The following is a 17,169-nucleotide window of genomic DNA, read 5'->3' as shown; positions in this document are numbered from 1 at the left end:
ATTGCTCCTGTAAGTACTTTATCATAGTTAAAATGTGGTTAGTATCGGGTAAATATCCTGTTTACATTTAGAGGATAGAGATTGTACCTTTGAACCATTGTTAATTGCCATCCTAAATGAAGAGAATAAGCACATTAATATTAACCTGCTGCAGTATTGCAGCGTTTGCCCAGCATCAGGATTATCCGATACAGCCGGTGCCGTTTACCAGTGTAAAACTCACTGATCAGTTTTGGACGTCGCGTATCGAAACTAATCGTACGGTTACTATTCCTGCATCGTTTAAACGGTGCGATAGCACGGGCCGCGTGAAGAATTTTATCATGGCAGCCGAGCATAAGGGTAAATTCTGTACCGTATACCCTTTTGATGACACCGATATTTACAAAACTGTCGAAGGGGCATCTTATTCATTAGCAGAGCATCCTGATCCTAAATTGTCGGCCTATCTGGATTCGCTTATTACCATTGTCGGTAAGGCGCAGGAACCAGATGGTTATTTATATACTGCCCGTACGATCGATCCGTTACACCCAGGGCCATGGGCCGGCGCTGAGCGTTGGGTAAACGAGCAGAATATGAGCCACGAATTATACAACTGCGGTCATATGTACGAAGCTGCTGTGGCGCATTACATGGCAACAGGTAAACGAAACTTCCTGAATATTGCTATCAAAAACGCCGATCTGCTGGTTCGTACTTTCGGACCTGATAAAAGACATGTAGCTCCGGGGCACGAAATTGTGGAGATGGGACTGGTGAAAATGTATCGTGTAACAGGCAAAACGGAATATTTAACATTAGCCAAATTTTTTATCGACCAACGCGGTCACAAAGAATACAATACCAAGAGCAAAAATGAGTGGGAAAACGGGATGTATTGGCAGGATGATAAACCTGTAGTTGATCAGACCGAAGCCGAAGGGCATGCAGTGCGCGCAATGTATCTCTACTCCGGAATGACTGACGTAGCTGCACTGACAGGCGATACTGCTTATCTGAAAGCAATTGATCGGATTTGGGAAAACATGGTTACCAAAAAGATGTATGTGCAGGGCAGTATTGGTGCGGTAGGAGACGGTGAACGTTTTGGCGATAATTATGAACTGCCTAATGCCACCGCTTATAATGAGACTTGCGCAGCCATCGGTAACGTGTTCTGGAACCAGCGGATGTTCCTGCTGCATGGTGATAGCAAGTATATTGATGTACTGGAAAAAACACTGTATAATGGCTTAATATCGGGTGTTGGTTTGGACGGAAAGTCATTCTTCTATACCAATGCCATGCAGATAAAGTATAACTTTTTAGGATCTGATACGGAGCCGATACGCTCAGGCTGGTTCACCTGCTCCTGTTGCCCTACTAATGTGGCAAGGTTGGTGCCGTCGATCCCCGGTTATATTTATGCTGAGAAAGGTAATGCATTGTATGTAAATCTGTTCATCAGCGGGGTTGGAAATCTAACTTTAAACAACAAGACAGTAAAGATTAAGCAGGAAAATAATTATCCATGGGAGGGCGGCTTGAAATTCACTGTTGACCCGGCTCAAAAAATGGATATGGATCTGAAAATACGTATCCCCGGATGGGCGCAGAACGAAGCAATTCCGTCAGATCTGTACAGCTATCAAAAGAAATCAGCTCAGGGAGTAGAAATAAAAGTGAACGGGATACCGGTGAACTATCAGGTTGAAAAAGGTTATGCAGTGATCAGCAGAAAATGGAAAAAGAACGATAAAGTAGAAATGAACCTACCAATGGAAGTACGCCGCGTAATGGCCAATGCCAATGTTCCTGAAGATATGGGCAAGATTGCTTTGCAGCGCGGTCCGATCATCTACTGTGCAGAGTGGAAAGACAATAACGGCCTGGCCAGTAACCTTATCGTGCCAAAAGATGTAGTTTTCAAAACACAATATCAAAGCGACCTGCTAAACGGCGTAATGGTGCTGAAAGCCGATGTAAAAAGTATTAATGTAGACCCTTCCGGGCAAAACATAAGTACACAAGCTGCTACGCTGACTGCCATCCCATATTATTCATGGGCCAACCGCGGCAAGGGAGAAATGATAGTTTGGTTCCCTGAGCAAGTGAAATATGTAGACCTGGTGGCAAAATAAATAAACAGAACGATTTTAAACAACAGTATGAAATTTGAATGGAAAGGGGTGTTCCCCGCAGTTACAACTAAGTTCACAGATAATGATGAACTGGATTTCGAGGCATTTGATCACAATATCAATGCGCAATTAGAGGCAGGTGTAGATGGCCTTATCTTAGGCGGCTCATTAGGCGAAGCAAGCGTTTTAAATGAAGAAGAAAAATATGCATTATTAAAGCATACAGTTGAGTTTGTAGAAGGGAAAGTTCCCGTACTACTAAATATTGCTGAACAGACTACCAAAGCTGCTGTAGCTTGTGCTCAAAAAGCATTAGAATATGGTGCAAGTGGTTTAATGCTGCTACCACCTATGCGTTATAAAGCTGATGATGGCGAAACATTGGCTTTTTTAACTGCTGTAGCTAAAAGCACACCGCTTCCCATCATGATCTACAACAATCCGGTGGATTACAAGATAGAAGTAACGCTGGATATGTTTGAAGAATTAGCAAAGTATGATAATATACAAGCAGTTAAAGAATCTACCAGAGATATTTCCAACGTGACCAGGATGATCAACCGCTTTGGGGATCGTTTCAAGATCATGACAGGCGTTGACCCATTGGCTATGGAAAGCCTGGTAATGGGTGCTGACGGCTGGGTAGCCGGTTTGGTCGACGCCTTTCCCAGAGAAACAGTTGCTATTTACCGTTTGGTAAAAGCCAACCGCATCAGCGAGGCTTTGGCTATTTATCGCTGGTTTTTACCAGTTCTGGAACTGGATATTCATCCAAAACTGGTTCAATACATTAAGCTGGCAGAGGTTGCGACAGGCATCGGTACTGAAAATGTGCGTGCACCACGCCTGAAAATTGAAGGTGCTGAGCGCGAAAAGGTATTGAAAACCATTAATGATGCATTGGCAAACCGGCCTGTGTTGCCTGAAGGTAGTTGGGGAAAAGTCGAATCGGCACAACTGGCATAAATATTAAACACTGACTGGGTTCAAACTCATTGTCATGGTTTATGTTTTAGCCATAAATTAATATCATGGAAACACAAAACCTGGTAGGTTATAAATATAAAAACGGTGGTAAAACATTTCAGGCGATCGATCCGTCGTCCGGAAATGAATTACCCGGTGAATTTCAATCAGCAACGTTGGCTGATGTTGATGCAACGCTAGATCTGGCTGAAAAAGCATCAGATGTTTATCGATATATTGATAAAAAAACAAAAGCGAACTTTTTACGCAGTATTGCTGATGAGATTAACGCTTTAGGCGAAGAGCTAATAGAACGTGCTATGGCCGAGAGTGGTTTGCCTCAGGCACGCTTACAGGGCGAACGCGGCCGCACAACCGGCCAGCTGTGCATGTTTGCCGATCTGGTGGAGGAAGGCTCATGGGTAGAGGCAGTTATTGACAGTGCTTTACCTGAAAGAAAACCCGCACCGCGACCAGATATCCGAAAAATGTTGATACCTGTTGGTCCGGCGGTGGTTTTTGGCGCGAGTAATTTCCCACTGGCTTTCTCAGTGGCAGGTGGAGACACAGCCTCGGCTTTGGCCGCAGGTTGCCCAGTGATCGTGAAGGCGCACCCTGCTCATCCCGGTACAAGCGCTCTGGTTGCATCAGCTATTAAAAAGGCTGCCGAAAAACATAACATGCCCGAAGGCGTGTTCTCCATACTTTATGATGACGGTTATACTGTCGGCCAGGCTTTGGTAAAGCATCCAAAAACTAGGATAGTCACCTTTACAGGTTCTTATAAAGGCGGAATGGCTTTAGTAAAGTTGGCTCAGCAGCGCCAAGAACCCATACCTGTATTTGCCGAAATGGGTAGCGTTAACCCAGTGATTATATTGCCCGATGCATTGGATAACCGGTATCAGCAGATCGCTGAACAATATGCTGCATCCATCACTTTAGGCGCCGGGCAGTTCTGTACTAACCCGGGTTTGCTGATAGCAATAAAATCTGATGGATTAAAGAAATTCAAAAATGCTTTGGGCGAGGCGATAGCCAAGATCAGCTCTACCACAATGCTTACACCCGGCATCTGCAAAAACTACGCGAATCTATCGGAAGAAATGCTGGAAGAGCAAGGAGTTTCTATTATCAATAGGGGAATTGTGAATGGAGAGAAAGCCAATCAGGCACAGCCATTAGTAGCTACTGTGAGCGCTTCGTCGTTTTTGGTTAATCCTAAACTGAAAGATGAAGTTTTTGGCCCATATTCTTTATTGATAGAGGCTGATTACGAAGTACAGGTGCAACAGATTCTTAATGTTTTGCCTGGTCAGTTAACCGCAAGTATAGTATCAGATGAAACGGATCTGCCAAAGCATAAATCGCTGATCCAAAACCTGGCTAAAATAGCGGGCCGCGTGATCATGAATAATGTGCCAACAGGCGTTGAAGTGGTGCCATCCATGCAGCACGGCGGGCCATTTCCTGCTACTTCCGATGGTCGTTTTACGTCGGTGGGTACAGGGGCTATCAAACGTTTTGTACGCCCCGTAAGCTGGCAAAACTGGGCGCATGACCTGCTGCCTGATGAATTAAAAGACGGCAACCCGCTCGAAATATGGCGCCTGGTTGATAATAAATGGACTAAATAGAAGTCGTAAGTCAAAAGTCTTAAGTCGGATTATCTGAGACTTTAGACTAAAGACTTCGGACTTAAGACTAAGAATCATGTCAAGTAAGACTTTTTTTTGTATAGATGCGCATACCTGCGGTAACCCGGTAAGACTGGTAGCTGGTGGCGGCCCAAACCTGAGCGGGGAGAACATGAGCGACAAACGTCAGCATTTTCTGAAAGAATATGACTGGATACGCAAGGGACTAATGTTTGAACCTCGTGGGCATGATATGATGTCAGGGAGTATTTTATACCCGCCACATGACCCAAAGAATGATGTAGCTGTATTATTTATCGAGACCAGCGGTTGTCTGCCTATGTGCGGGCATGGCACTATCGGTACGATCACCATTGCGATAGAAGAAGGACTGATTATCCCTAAGACCAAAGGTATTGTGCGTATGGAAGCGCCTGCCGGTTTGGTACTGATCGAATATAAACAGGAAGGGCAAAAAGTAAAATCGGTTAAGCTAACCAATGTTCCTGCTTATCTTGCTGCAGAGAACCTTGATGTAGAATGCCCTGATCTGGGGACACTCACTTTTGATGTGAGCTATGGCGGTAATTTTTATGCCATAGTTGATCCTCAGCCCAACTTTAAAGGCCTGGAAAACTACAGCGCCGATCAACTAATATCATGGAGCCGGGTGATTCGTCAGCGGATAAATGAAAAATATACTTTCGTTCATCCTGATAACCCAACGATCAATACCTGCACCCATGTTCTTTGGGCTGGTAAAACGATATCATCCGAAGCTACGGCACGTAACGCTGTGTTTTATGGCGATAAGGCGATTGACCGTTCACCTTGCGGCACAGGCACCTCGGCCCGTATGGCGCAATGGCACGCTAAAGGTAAACTAAAAAAAGGCGACCAGTTTATACACGAAAGTATCATTGGCAGCCAGTTTATCGGAAGAGTAGAGGATGAGGTACAGGTAGGTGGTAAACCGGCTATTATCCCAAGTATAGAAGGTTGGGCGCGGGTTTACGGATACAATACCATAAAAATTGATGATGAGGATCCGTATGCGTATGGGTTCCAGGTGATATAAACGAACAAAAAAAAATGGGGTGTCACACTGAGGCACTCGCAGTGTGCGCGTAGAGGCCTTTGCCCACTATGCTTCGAGAACCTCAGTATGACACCCACCCACGACGTTATTTTGCGGGAACCAAGAAATAACATAGTGAAGCAGATATCAAAAATGAGTAAAGCAGTTATCATAGGTGGCGGTATAATTGGGTTGTTTTCCGCGTACTACCTTAATAAATCAGGTTGGGAAGTTGATATTATCGATCAGGGCGACTTGTCCGACAATTGTTCGTATGGCAATGCGGGGATGATCACCCCGAGCCATTTTATACCACTGGCTGCGCCAGGAATGGTGGAGCAGGGTATCCGCTGGATGTTTGACAGTAAAAGCCCATTCTATGTAAAGCCCTCACTTAATCCTGAGCTGATTGGCTGGGGATTAAAGTTCCTGAAAAGCGCTACCCGTAAGCATGTCGACCGTTCAGCAGGCGCATTGCGCGATATATCTGTTATGAGCAAGGTGCTTTTCCAGGAATTTGAAAAGGATGCAAATATCGATTTTGGGTTAGAAGATAAAGGCATATTAATGCTGTTTAAAACCCCAAAGTTTGTTGAAGAAGAAAAGCACATGGCTGAGCAGGCTATCAATCTCGGACTTGATGCGCAATATCTTAGTCCGGAGGAATGCGGCAAACTACAGCCCGGAGTAGAAATGGACATTTTAGGTGCGGTTCATTATCATTGTGATGCGCATTTGTATCCTAATAAGTTAATGCGTGAGCTGATAAAATATATCGAAAACGCAAAAGGAGCAACCATCTACCGAAATACTGAGATTGTGAGGATTGCGCATAGTGAAGGTAAAATCACTTCGGTAAGCAGTAAAGACAAAGAATTTAAAGGCGATGCTTATGTACTGGCAGGTGGAGCATGGTCCCCCGGTATAGCGCGACTAGCGGGTTTCAAAGTGCCTTTAATGCCAGGAAAAGGCTATTCATTCATGGTGCCGCAGGATGAATCCAAACGCATGACCATTCCATCCATACTATGCGAAGCCCGCGTAGCTATCACCCCGATGAATAATAGCATACGATATGGTGGTACGATGGAAGTGGGCAAGATTAATAGCCGGATCAATATGAATCGTGTGCAGGGAATAGTGGAGTCGGTGCCAAAGTACTTCCCGAACTTTAAACCTGAAATGCCGCAGAAAAAAGATATCTGGTTTGGCTTTCGCCCGGTATCGCCTGATGGGATGCCGTATATCGGTTCATCAAACAAATACAAAAACCTGGCGGTAGCAACAGGACATGCCATGATTGGGTTAAGTTTAGGACCTGCAACTGGTAAGATCATTAGCCAGGTATTGAATAGTCAATCGCCAGAGATGAATATCACGCCGTTTGCGGTGGATAGGTTTCAATAAATAATTGGTGTCATCTTGAGCTTGTCGAAGGATAGAGCCAAAGGCCTGCCCACATAGTATTCGACAAGCTCAGACTAACAGCCCCCTTATTTTATTGAGTACTCTTTTCCAACTCTTTAACCCGATCCGCAGCATAAGTATTCTTCGGGTTCAGCTCAATGGCTTTCTTGAAGTTTTTAATAGCCAATTCCTTTTCGCCCCTCGCCTCATAACCTTCGGCTAAACTATCATAGGCATTGGCGCTGGTAGGGAACTTGGCGAGGTTGAATTTGAATACCTCAACTGCTTCTTTTTTCCTATTGTCGCGCATCAGAATGAAGCCCAGGTCGTTTACATCATCTTCTGGCAAATTGAAGCCGCTGTCTTTTTGCTTCATTTCATCAGCTATTTCGATAGCATGTTCATAACCTTGCTTTTTCAGCTTAGCCATAAATGTTTCCATTCTTTGCAGCTCGTGAAACTGGTAACCTGTCCACAGGCACGGCCACCAGGTTTGCTTTGGAAAGAAGGAATTCAGAACATCTGTGGTAATGTGCAACCCCCATGTGCAATAAGTAAAGTAAACCAGTATTTCCTTCTTTTCCGGATTGGCAATATAAAAAGCCTTAAAATCGCCATTATCGCCCCAATGCCATATCCATTTTCCGGTTTTATTCTCCTGCAAACCCACACCGAGGCCCCACGAGATATGCTTTTTGGTTTCAGCGTCAATATGATGCTTAAACCAATCGGCATTTGATGCAGTAGTGAACATCATCTTTTGTGTTTCTGGTTTTAAACCAACACCGTTTATCAAAGCCTGCAAAAAGACGGCATAATCGTGAGCAGAGGTTAGCAGACTTGCAGCAGCCATCTGATTTTTATGCCTTTTTATCACATCAGGACTATTGCCAAAGGCGGCCAGCGTATCAAATTTATCAGTCCATGCGTAGCTGGAGTTAGTCATACCCAACGGTGTAAATACTTCCTGTTGTGCCAGGTCATTCAACGATTTATTAGTGAGCTTTTCAACTACATGTTGCAGGTATTGAAACCCTTCGCCCGAATAAGAAAATGTACTGTCTGGTGTGAAAATCAACTTGGCATATTTGTCTCCCCAGTTAGGCAGCCCGGTAGTATGGCGCAGTACCATTCTGCCGGTTATCTTAGCATATCGGGTATCGCTTGGGTCAAAGCGGTCATAGTTGCCTATATAGTCTATCAGCGGCTTATCAAGATCGATAACACCACGGTCATACAGACGCATCACTATATAAGAAAAAACACATTTGCTCAATGATGCCGCCTCGAAAACGGTATTCGAAGTCACATTTTTATCCGATCCTTTGCTTATAACCCCCAGGTTAATATTTTGAATTTTATTGTCTTTAATACAAACCAATTGCATGCCGGGTATGCCATATTCTTTCATCAGGTTAGTCAGGTATTTTTCCTGTGCTAATGCCGATGTGCAGATAAGTATTAGTAAGGTAAGACTGCAGGTAAATCTTTTCATGTGTGTGAGTGGTTATAAAAGAACTGTTATTAAATTTAATGCCGGTTTTGTATGGTTCTAATTTAAAGCTGCTTACGCGATTTGATGTCAACGTAAATGTATCATTAACGAACAGCAAGTGTCCGTTAATATCAATAAGATGAGATGAGAGTTAAGATGTTGCTTGTTTTCGGGGGAATTTATTTCTCCGGCACGTTGTAATAATAGATAGGAGCAAAAACGCCTTCGCTCGTGGTATAATAGCCTTTACCATCCAATGTAAATCCGATTGCCTCGCCTTGCTTCTCCTGCTGGTAAGGTAAATCTACTGGCTTTCTTTGCATTGTTTTCCAGATGGGTTCGCTTCCATTACGTTTCCAGTAATAAACCTTTACATAATCTTTTAGCAATATTTGTTGGCCATCCCTTGAAATGTCTCCGGCAGTTATCCACTTAAATGGACGGAACCCATTGAAATATAGCTTACAGCGTTTGGTTAGCGTTACAGTGTCATTAGGTTTAAAGTTTAGTGGAGAGGTATATACGGAAACCGAATCGGTTCGTTTTGAAACAATGTAGAATAGCTTTTCGATAGGGTCAACCATCAGCGTTTCTGCATCACGCGGGCCATCCGGATATCTGAGATGCACCGGAACTGCATTCGTTTTGATAATGCTATCTGTTCCGATCCATGATTTTTGATCTTCTATGCGGTAGATTGTAATGTATTTCCGTACAGCGCCGTTATCGCCAATGTCGCCCATATATACATAACTTTTGCCCTTTACCGGTCCGGGCCCTACAGCAATGTCCTCACAATCTCGAACCCCTTGTTTTTCTTTTGCATCGCCTTTAAAATAGATCACCGATTTGATATTCCCCTGCGGAGTAATAGCAAAAAAGCGACTGGTATCGCCGCTGTCATTATGTACATAGTAAATGCCTTCGTGAATAGCGGATGCCGCTATGCCCGAGATCTCGTCCATCTGCTTATCCTGTAAACGGCCGGTAATGTTCAGCTTTTGCCGAACATGTTTATGATCAGCATAAGCACCCAAAAACAGGGTGATCACGATAGGAAGAATGATCTTTATTTTTTTTGAACGGCTCATTAATTCTAAACGCAAAGATCAGACAAAAGAACATAAACGCGAACTTTGCCTGATCCGGTTTAGAACGGTAGAGGTAGGGTATATGTTTTACAATAAAAAATTTAATTACGCTCAGCGGACCATTACCACCTGGTGCTGGCTGTTCAATATTTCGTCAGGTGTACGGTAATCGGCCAGATCAAGCTCATGCACGTATTTGCAATTGCAACTGTGCCCTGGAGAAATAAATACCGGCATATCAAAACCAAGTTGCTGGTAATAAGGCGTGATGAACGCTTGCACAGGTAAACTGTTAGCCGTATTAATAACGGAAGTAGTTAGTTTTTTTAAAGGCTTTAATAATAGCCTAACTTCGCAAATATTAAAATTATCGTTTAACGGTATCCAGCGGTTTACCTCATCGATATCAACCAGCAAAGCGTTTTGTCTTATGCCTTTTAGGGTGCCTATAACGTCGTTATCCTCATTCAATAAACTCCTGATCACTACCTGCTGACCTAAGTAACGGCTAAAAATAATTAGCTGCTCTGCTGTGGTTATCTTATTCATATTGCTAAATATATTAGCAAATATAAATAAATCTATATTAAAATAACAAGCAGAATGCTAAAAAAGTTATCAAAAAATAGTGGTTGTAATGCCGATATTTAAAGCGCCGAATTGAGAATGCGATGTGTTAAAACCGCTATGAGAGAATATCTTATAAAATGAGGGGTCAAAAACTGCGGCAAAATGATGAGTGATATAGTATTCAATGCCAGCATCAACCTTTAGGGCTACACGGTTATTGGAAATAGTGCTTAGCATAACCCCATTGGGCGTATTAACTGCCAGATTAAATGAGTGTATGCCCATCCCAGGCTGTAATAAACCATATATGCCCCATTTGGCGGAACTATGGCGGTAACCAACCCCGGCAACCAGGAAGTCAGTAGACAGCTTTCCCTGTACAATGTTGGTAGGGATAGTTTGCAAATGGCTGGTATAACTATTGTTTAGTGCATCGTAATCTATTCTGAAAAATACGTCGTTGCTGTAAGTGGGGCGATATTCAAAGGCCGTGTTGATTGATAAACCGTTATTGAGGTGGGTATGATTGTTGGTCAAAGGAAAGCCCAGTCCGAGTGACCCCGGAAAATAAAATCTTGAAGAAATGTCCTCAACCTGCGCGTTTGTCTTCGTTACAGCGGTAATGACAATAGCGACCAGCAGAATGAATCTCCTGTCAACCAGCATAATTATAATTGGTTTATAAAATTTCGTCGTGGTATTTCTTGCGTTCCAGCTTTTGGAAAGGGATCTTAACGATGTTCACAAATCTCCCGTTAATCTTTTCGTCCATATGGGTGTCGATTCCAAAGCAGGTGTCTTCTCTGTCTAACTCTCCAAACGTGCCGAATAGCCTGTCCCAGATACTTAGCACATCGCCATAATTGCAATCGGTATAAGGTAACCTGTAGTGGTGATGTACATGATGAAGATTAGGGGTTATAAATAACAGCCCGATAATTTTGTTGGCCCTGTCAGATAACCTGAACTCTGTATGAGCAATGATATTAGAAAATGACTGAAATATCTGTCTGATGATGAGCACACCAATTACCGGACCAAGTATAGTTACCCAAAGCATCAGAAAGCAAGTACGCACGAAGGTTTCTCCGGGATGTTCTCTGGTTGTAGTCGAGACATCTACTTTTAAATCGCTATGATGAACCAGGTGAAATTTCCATAAAGTGTCTACTTTATGCATGATCACATGGTAGGTATACTCACACAGGTCGAGTAAAATAAACGCAACGATGTAGTATAGCCAGCCTTTGGTATGCCAGTGCACCAGGTTAAGCAATCCCCAATGATGTAAGTTGGCCGACTTACAAATAATGATAATAAATGTGGTAAGCCAAAGCTGTATAGGCAAAGCTGTGAAAATGAATGTCAGGTTAACTGACGAATGCCTAAGTTTGGATCTTATGCCATCGGCCGAAATTATTAATTCAGCAAGCCATAATGAAGTAATAACTGTTGCATAAAGGATGACCTGCGCGGCATCCTCATGCGTCGAAAACAGGGTACGCAGACTATTCATAGTCAATTAATAGGGGCAAAAAATTAACAGCGTCTAAATTATATTTTATTTACAATTCCTGCAATTCCATTTGCGGCATCTCTACATCCGGCTTCGCTTTGTCCGTAAGTTTTACTTTGCCGCGCTCTTTTCTGATGATCCTGTTAAAAAGAGAAACTTCTTTATCAAAAAGAAATTGGAAAAATAGCTTGGTCCATGAGGTATGGTATTTCAGCGAATCATAATACTCAGGTGCCGTTTTTCTTATTTCAGGCAGTTTGTTCCATGGGATAGATGGGAAGTCATGATGCTCATTGTGGAACCCTACATTAAAGGCAACAGTGTTCCAGGAGCCATAATAGCTGAAAGTTTCCTGCTCAGTTTTAAATGTAAGGTAATGCTCCTGTACCCATCTTGCACCGAGCGGATGCAGGCCAATTGAAAACCAAAAGCTAAGGAACAGGAACCCAATTGCATGGAAACCCAGGAAGTACCAAACAGCAGTGGTGAAAGCTGCCTGTATCAGAAAATTGGTAACTATCCATCCATCAATGGGATGAATCTCCTTCAATCTGGATAAACGAAATATCTGGAAGATAGGGAAGAAAAATAGCCAAAGCATTTTACCAAAGAAATAATTATTGATCAGTTTTGCTTCCCATTTGTTTGGCAGATCGGCATCCAGTTCATGAACTCCCTGGAAAGAATGGTGTTTGATATGATATTTCTCAAATGAAATAGCGCTCGGCAATATCTGTGGCAAGTTGGATAGTAAAGCAGCCCAACGGTTGGCGTTCCTGTTTTTGAATAACAACTGGTGCGTACACTCATGTATCATTACAAACAATGCATGATCGGCAAAAGCACCTAACAGGTATGCTGCACCAAATACCAGCCACCAGGATTGATCGCGCAAAAGATAAGCTCCAGCTAACTGGAAAAGGACCAGTCCGATGATGGCAAATATCGTCAATGGGTTTTTGCCGATTAAGTTTCTCAGGTCAGGAAATTGCTTGAGAATCTTTTTTGTGCGGATGCGATGTGGTTCAGATTCAGTAGAATAGATAAAATCAGTCTTTCTTGCCATGAGCTTAATTCACCTTCGGATATTAAATAAAAGTTAATTTTGTTTCTTATTTAAACGGTAATCTGTTGTGAAAGTTATGTGACTAAACATTTTTAGCAGAAAAAACTAAAACACCAGTCTCTAAATATAGAAGTTAATTCTGTAACAAAACTGTTTTATTTACATTTTTATTACAAATGATTGTAATTATGGAATTTTCCGGATTTATATAATATCCTTAACATACTTGGCAATACAATGAGAAGTAGCGGCAGCGCGATTATGAATCCGCCGATTACTGCAATGGCTAATGGCTGATGTAATTGAGCACCTGCGCCAATTCCCAGCGCTAATGGCATCAAGGCGATAATGGCTCCCAGGGCAGTCATCAATTTTGGACGGAGCCTGGTGGAAATTGCATAGATAATGGCTTCATCTACGCTATTCTCTTTTGATTCCTTTAAATTATCGATGGCTCTTTGTTTAAATTGCAGAAAAGTGAAAATAGCATTTTCGCCTATAATACCTACGATCATGATCAATCCGGTGTAGCTGCCCACATTCAATGGAGTCTTAGTAATATACAGTGCTAAAAAGCTACCTCCGATACCTAAAACAGCAATAACAAGGATTAAAAATGCAATCCTGAATTGTTTAAAAAGGAAAAGTATTACGCTAAATACCAGCAAGCTTGATGTAATCAGAATAATTAAAAGTTCTTTAAATGATTGCTGTTGCTCTGCATATGCTCCTCCGTATTCAACATGATATCCTTGTGGCAGGTTAACGTTGTTAACTATATTTTTCTGGATAGCCGGTATAACCGATCCCAGGTCACTATTATCTAATCTGGCAGTGATCACCCCCATTGATTGCAAGTCCTGGCGACTTATCTCGGCGTCACCAGGTTTTAACTCTACATTTGCCAGCTGATTTATCGGTATTAGCTTGCCGTTTGGTAAAAATATAGTCAAGTCTTTAATGTTTTGTACGCTCAGGTAGCGGTTACCGGGATAAACAGCACGAATCGGTACCAGTTGCTGCGTTTCATAAAGGCTGCCCACAACATTACCTTCCAAAGCAGCCTGCGCTTGCGATTGAAGAATTGTAGGATTCAGATTGTACTGGGCCAATTTGCCGTAATTAGGAATAATGCTGACAGATGGGCCAGCTATAACAATACCGTCGAATACATCTGCAGTCCCTTTTACCGCGCTTACCTGGGCTGCTATCTGTTTTGACAGGGTCTGCAAAACGTGCTGATCGCTGCCGAAAACCTTGACTTCAATGGGCTGAGTCGAGCTCATTAGATCGCCGAGCATGTCTCCAATCACCTGGCCAAAATCCACCCTCAAAGCAGGCTGGGAGGCTGCAATTTTACTCCTAATATCACTTATTACTTCTTCAGTTGATTTTTTGTGATTTTTTTTCAGCTGTATAAGATAATCGCCGGTATTGGGTTCCGTAATAAAAAAACCCATTTGCGTTCCTGTTCTTCTTGAATATGCAGCCACATCCGGCTCGCCGACGATGAATTTTTCGACCTCTCGCAGCATCCGGTCAGTCTCTTCTAGTGATGTGCCCGGTGGGGAGCTGTAATCCAAAACGATACTTCCTTCGTCCATATCGGGTAAAAAGCCTGTTTCCAGCATCGATGGGATAAATATGATAACAGCAATTAATCCCAATGTTATAATGATGCTCATAATCGGGCGCAGGATAAAGAACGATACCCACTTTTGTTGTTTTACCTCATGTGCCTCTTCTTTTTTATCACTAGCATGGCCGTGCTGGTCACGCGTCAGGAATAAATAGATTACAGGCAAGCCTATCCAGGTAACGAAGAACGAGCAGGTAAGTGTAATGATCATGGTATTGGTCATTACCTTAAAATAAGCCCCTGCGACACCGCTCATCAGTATAAAGGGTATAAATATGACGATTGTGCTGATGGATGAACCCAACATTGCCGGGAAAAGGTAGTCTATTGCTTTTTTTAGCAAATGGCGCGTTGGTTCGTCCGGATGCTCTTCGTGCGTACGGTGAATTTGCTCCACAACCACTATTGCATCATCAATGATCAACCCAATGGCTGCCGCAATGGCCCCAAGCGTCATGATATTGAAGGTATAACCGATAAGATTAAGTATGATAATGGTAAGGCATAAGGTAATTGGTATAACGATGAGAATGGTGGCGCTTGCTTTTAGGGATCTAAGGAAAATAACGGCCACTATAATAGCCAGCAATAAACCGATCATCAGGCTGTCGCGTACACTTTTTACAGATTCGTTTACAAAATCGGCTTGGATATAATAAGGTTTAATAATTACATCTTTAGGGAGTACTTTTTGCAAGGCAGCAACCTTTTGATCCATGTCTGTAGAAAGGGAGATCAAATTAGTATTGGGTTGCTTTATTACGGCTATTAATACTCCCTCGTGCCCGTTAGCATTGATCTTGGTATATTCAATCCCTTCGTCTATTTGTACATCGGCAATATCCTTTAGCTGAATAACCCTTTTCCTGTTATTACTGATAACGAGGTTTTCTAACTGGTCTTTTGCACTTACTGTTGCATCGGTAACTGTCAGATACAGCATTTTGTAATCGGACAAGTAGCCTTCTGATTTAACAAAATTTGTTTGTGCAAGTGTGTTGCTGATTATATCAGGCGTCAGACCCAGCGAACTCATTTTTTGGCGGTTCAGCACCAGCCAGTATTCTTTTGATTTTCCGCCTATCACCCTTATCTCGGATACTCCGCTTACCTGGGATAGAAATGGTTTTACGGTAAACGTAGCGATCTGTTTTAACTCAATAGGCGATTTGCTATGGCTTTCGAGCGTGTAGCCGCTTACCGGTAAAATAGATGGATTCATCTTTTCAACCGATATGTTCACGTCAGGGGGCAAATCGTTGCGTATTTGGGCTATTTGCGATTCTATTTGTTGTTTGCTCAGATCTATATCTGCATCCCAACTCATAAAGGCTGATATTTCGCAGCTACCGCGGCTGGTTGTGCTGCGGACGGTTTGCAGATTGGGCACTTGTTTTATGGCATTTTCAAGCGGTTTGGTTACTGTAACCATCATTTTGTTTACCGGCTGCAAACCCTCATCGGCAATAACCTTTATTTTGGGGAACGTGATTTCAGGGAATAGGGAAGTTTGTAATTTGGTATAAGAATATACTCCACCCATAATAATCAGCGCCAGTATCAAAAGCATTGGCTTCCTGTACAGGATGAAAAAGTTCTCGATCTTATCGTTGTTTATTCTAAACCGGTCCATCATTGTACTATTTTTACTTTGGCAGTATCTGCGAGGCCATAGTTGCCGGTTACAATAATTTTATCCTGGTTTGAAAACTTTGGCGATAATATCTCCACCCGGTTGCCTGTTTCAATACCTTTGGTTACCGGGACCTTAACTGCAGTGGTGGGGTTGATCAGCTTCATTACCCAAAATTCTGTTTGGGTTTCGTTAGAAAGAATGGCCGATTTCGGCAGGGCGATAGATTTGGTCTTTTGTGATTTAACGATACGGGCCTTAGCAACCAGGTTTTCTGGTATTTGCTGCCCGGAGTTTAATTTTAGAACCACGCCCTGGGTTTGCGCAACGGTATCAACGGACGGCATAAAAGAAGCTACCTGGCTGCTTAAGGTCTGCCCACCCGGCAAAGTAAGTTCGATATTTTCTCCTTGCTTTATGTATTGGCGTAATTCATATGGCACTTGCATCAAAAACACAAAGCTGGAGCGATCACTGATAGTGGCCAATGCTTCGCCATCCTGGACGTAATCGCCGGTTTGGTGGTTCAGCTGGCTCACATAACCCGGCCCTGGAGACTTTATTTTATTGACGCCCGAAAATTTAAGCGTAGTATCCAGTACGTTGATGCTGTTGCCGATAGCTTGTGCCTCCTTCGTTTTTACAATAAAAAGTAAATCGCCTTTATTTACAAAATGCCCGGGCAGCGCATTAGCCTGCTGAATGTAACCGTTAGCATTTGATTTGATATAGTTCTTCTGTTGAAAAACCGAAGTTGCATTTAGGTCGATATAGTCGGTAAGTGAACTCTGGTCAACCGTAGTAACCGTTACCGGTGTTTGTGCTTTTACATTGGCATCGTCATCACCTTCGGCCTTCGTATCGCTTTTGCAGGAGCCAAGGCACAGCGAAATGCCTGCTACTGCAAACAGGCATTTAATAGCCGGATATCTGGTTAATATTTTCATT

General features: G+C 42.8%; 13 protein-coding genes. 5 read left to right on the top strand and 8 right to left on the bottom strand.

Features of this window, described 5'->3' with window-relative positions; translation table 11 throughout:
* Positions 1-116 precede the first annotated feature (116 nt).
* From Q3A68_RS01530 to Q3A68_RS01510, 5 genes are all read left to right on the top strand, one after another.
* Positions 117-2,123, top strand: a complete 2,007-nt coding sequence (locus Q3A68_RS01530; RefSeq protein WP_302899235.1) for a glycoside hydrolase family 127 protein — start codon at positions 117-119, stop codon at positions 2,121-2,123.
* A gap of 27 nt (positions 2,124-2,150) precedes the next feature.
* Positions 2,151-3,089 carry a dihydrodipicolinate synthase family protein gene (locus tag Q3A68_RS01525; RefSeq protein WP_302899234.1) on the top strand — a complete coding sequence of 313 codons (939 nt, stop codon included), beginning with the start codon at positions 2,151-2,153 and terminating at the stop codon, positions 3,087-3,089.
* A gap of 65 nt (positions 3,090-3,154) precedes the next feature.
* On the top strand, positions 3,155-4,726 hold the full coding sequence (locus Q3A68_RS01520) for an aldehyde dehydrogenase (NADP(+)) (RefSeq protein WP_302899233.1): 1,572 nt from the start codon (positions 3,155-3,157) through the stop codon (positions 4,724-4,726).
* 76 nt (positions 4,727-4,802) lie between these two features.
* On the top strand, positions 4,803-5,804 hold the full coding sequence (locus Q3A68_RS01515; protein WP_302899232.1) for a 4-hydroxyproline epimerase: 1,002 nt from the start codon (positions 4,803-4,805) through the stop codon (positions 5,802-5,804).
* Between the two features lie 153 nt (positions 5,805-5,957).
* Positions 5,958-7,211 (top strand): NAD(P)/FAD-dependent oxidoreductase, encoded by a 1,254-nt coding sequence (locus tag Q3A68_RS01510; RefSeq protein ID WP_302899231.1) that lies wholly within the window; start codon positions 5,958-5,960, stop codon positions 7,209-7,211.
* A 91-nt stretch (positions 7,212-7,302) separates the two neighbouring features.
* Here Q3A68_RS01510 and Q3A68_RS01505 read toward each other — a convergent pair whose 3' ends face one another.
* The 8 genes from Q3A68_RS01505 to Q3A68_RS01470 form a co-directional block, all read right to left on the bottom strand.
* Positions 7,303-8,706 carry a serine hydrolase domain-containing protein gene (locus tag Q3A68_RS01505; RefSeq protein WP_302899230.1) on the bottom strand — a complete coding sequence of 468 codons (1,404 nt, stop codon included), beginning with the start codon at positions 8,704-8,706 and terminating at the stop codon, positions 7,303-7,305.
* 179 nt (positions 8,707-8,885) lie between these two features.
* Positions 8,886-9,797 (bottom strand): hypothetical protein, encoded by a 912-nt coding sequence (locus tag Q3A68_RS01500; RefSeq protein ID WP_302899229.1) that lies wholly within the window; start codon positions 9,795-9,797, stop codon positions 8,886-8,888.
* Between the two features lie 111 nt (positions 9,798-9,908).
* Complete coding sequence (locus Q3A68_RS01495; RefSeq protein WP_302899228.1) at positions 9,909-10,346, bottom strand: hypothetical protein; 438 nt, start codon at positions 10,344-10,346, stop codon at positions 9,909-9,911.
* A gap of 69 nt (positions 10,347-10,415) precedes the next feature.
* Positions 10,416-11,033 (bottom strand): hypothetical protein, encoded by a 618-nt coding sequence (locus tag Q3A68_RS01490; protein ID WP_302899227.1) that lies wholly within the window; start codon positions 11,031-11,033, stop codon positions 10,416-10,418.
* A gap of 13 nt (positions 11,034-11,046) precedes the next feature.
* Positions 11,047-11,883, bottom strand: coding sequence for a sterol desaturase family protein (locus Q3A68_RS01485; protein WP_302899226.1), 837 nt, complete (start codon positions 11,881-11,883; stop codon positions 11,047-11,049).
* A gap of 49 nt (positions 11,884-11,932) precedes the next feature.
* Positions 11,933-12,949 carry a fatty acid desaturase gene (locus Q3A68_RS01480; protein WP_302899225.1) on the bottom strand — a complete coding sequence of 339 codons (1,017 nt, stop codon included), beginning with the start codon at positions 12,947-12,949 and terminating at the stop codon, positions 11,933-11,935.
* A 170-nt stretch (positions 12,950-13,119) separates the two neighbouring features.
* Entirely contained in the window at positions 13,120-16,224 is a 3,105-nt protein-coding gene (locus Q3A68_RS01475; protein WP_302899224.1) for an efflux RND transporter permease subunit, read from the bottom strand.
* Positions 16,221-17,168, bottom strand: a complete 948-nt coding sequence (locus Q3A68_RS01470; protein ID WP_302899223.1) for an efflux RND transporter periplasmic adaptor subunit — start codon at positions 17,166-17,168, stop codon at positions 16,221-16,223. Before Q3A68_RS01470 ends, Q3A68_RS01475 begins: the two co-directional genes overlap by 4 nt.
* Between the last annotated feature and the right edge of the window lies 1 nt (position 17,169).

This window comes from Mucilaginibacter tolerans (genome assembly GCF_030519375.1).
In the GTDB taxonomy this organism is placed as follows: Bacteria; Bacteroidota; Bacteroidia; order Sphingobacteriales; family Sphingobacteriaceae; genus Mucilaginibacter.
This window is presented reverse-complemented; position numbering and strand designations above follow the sequence as displayed.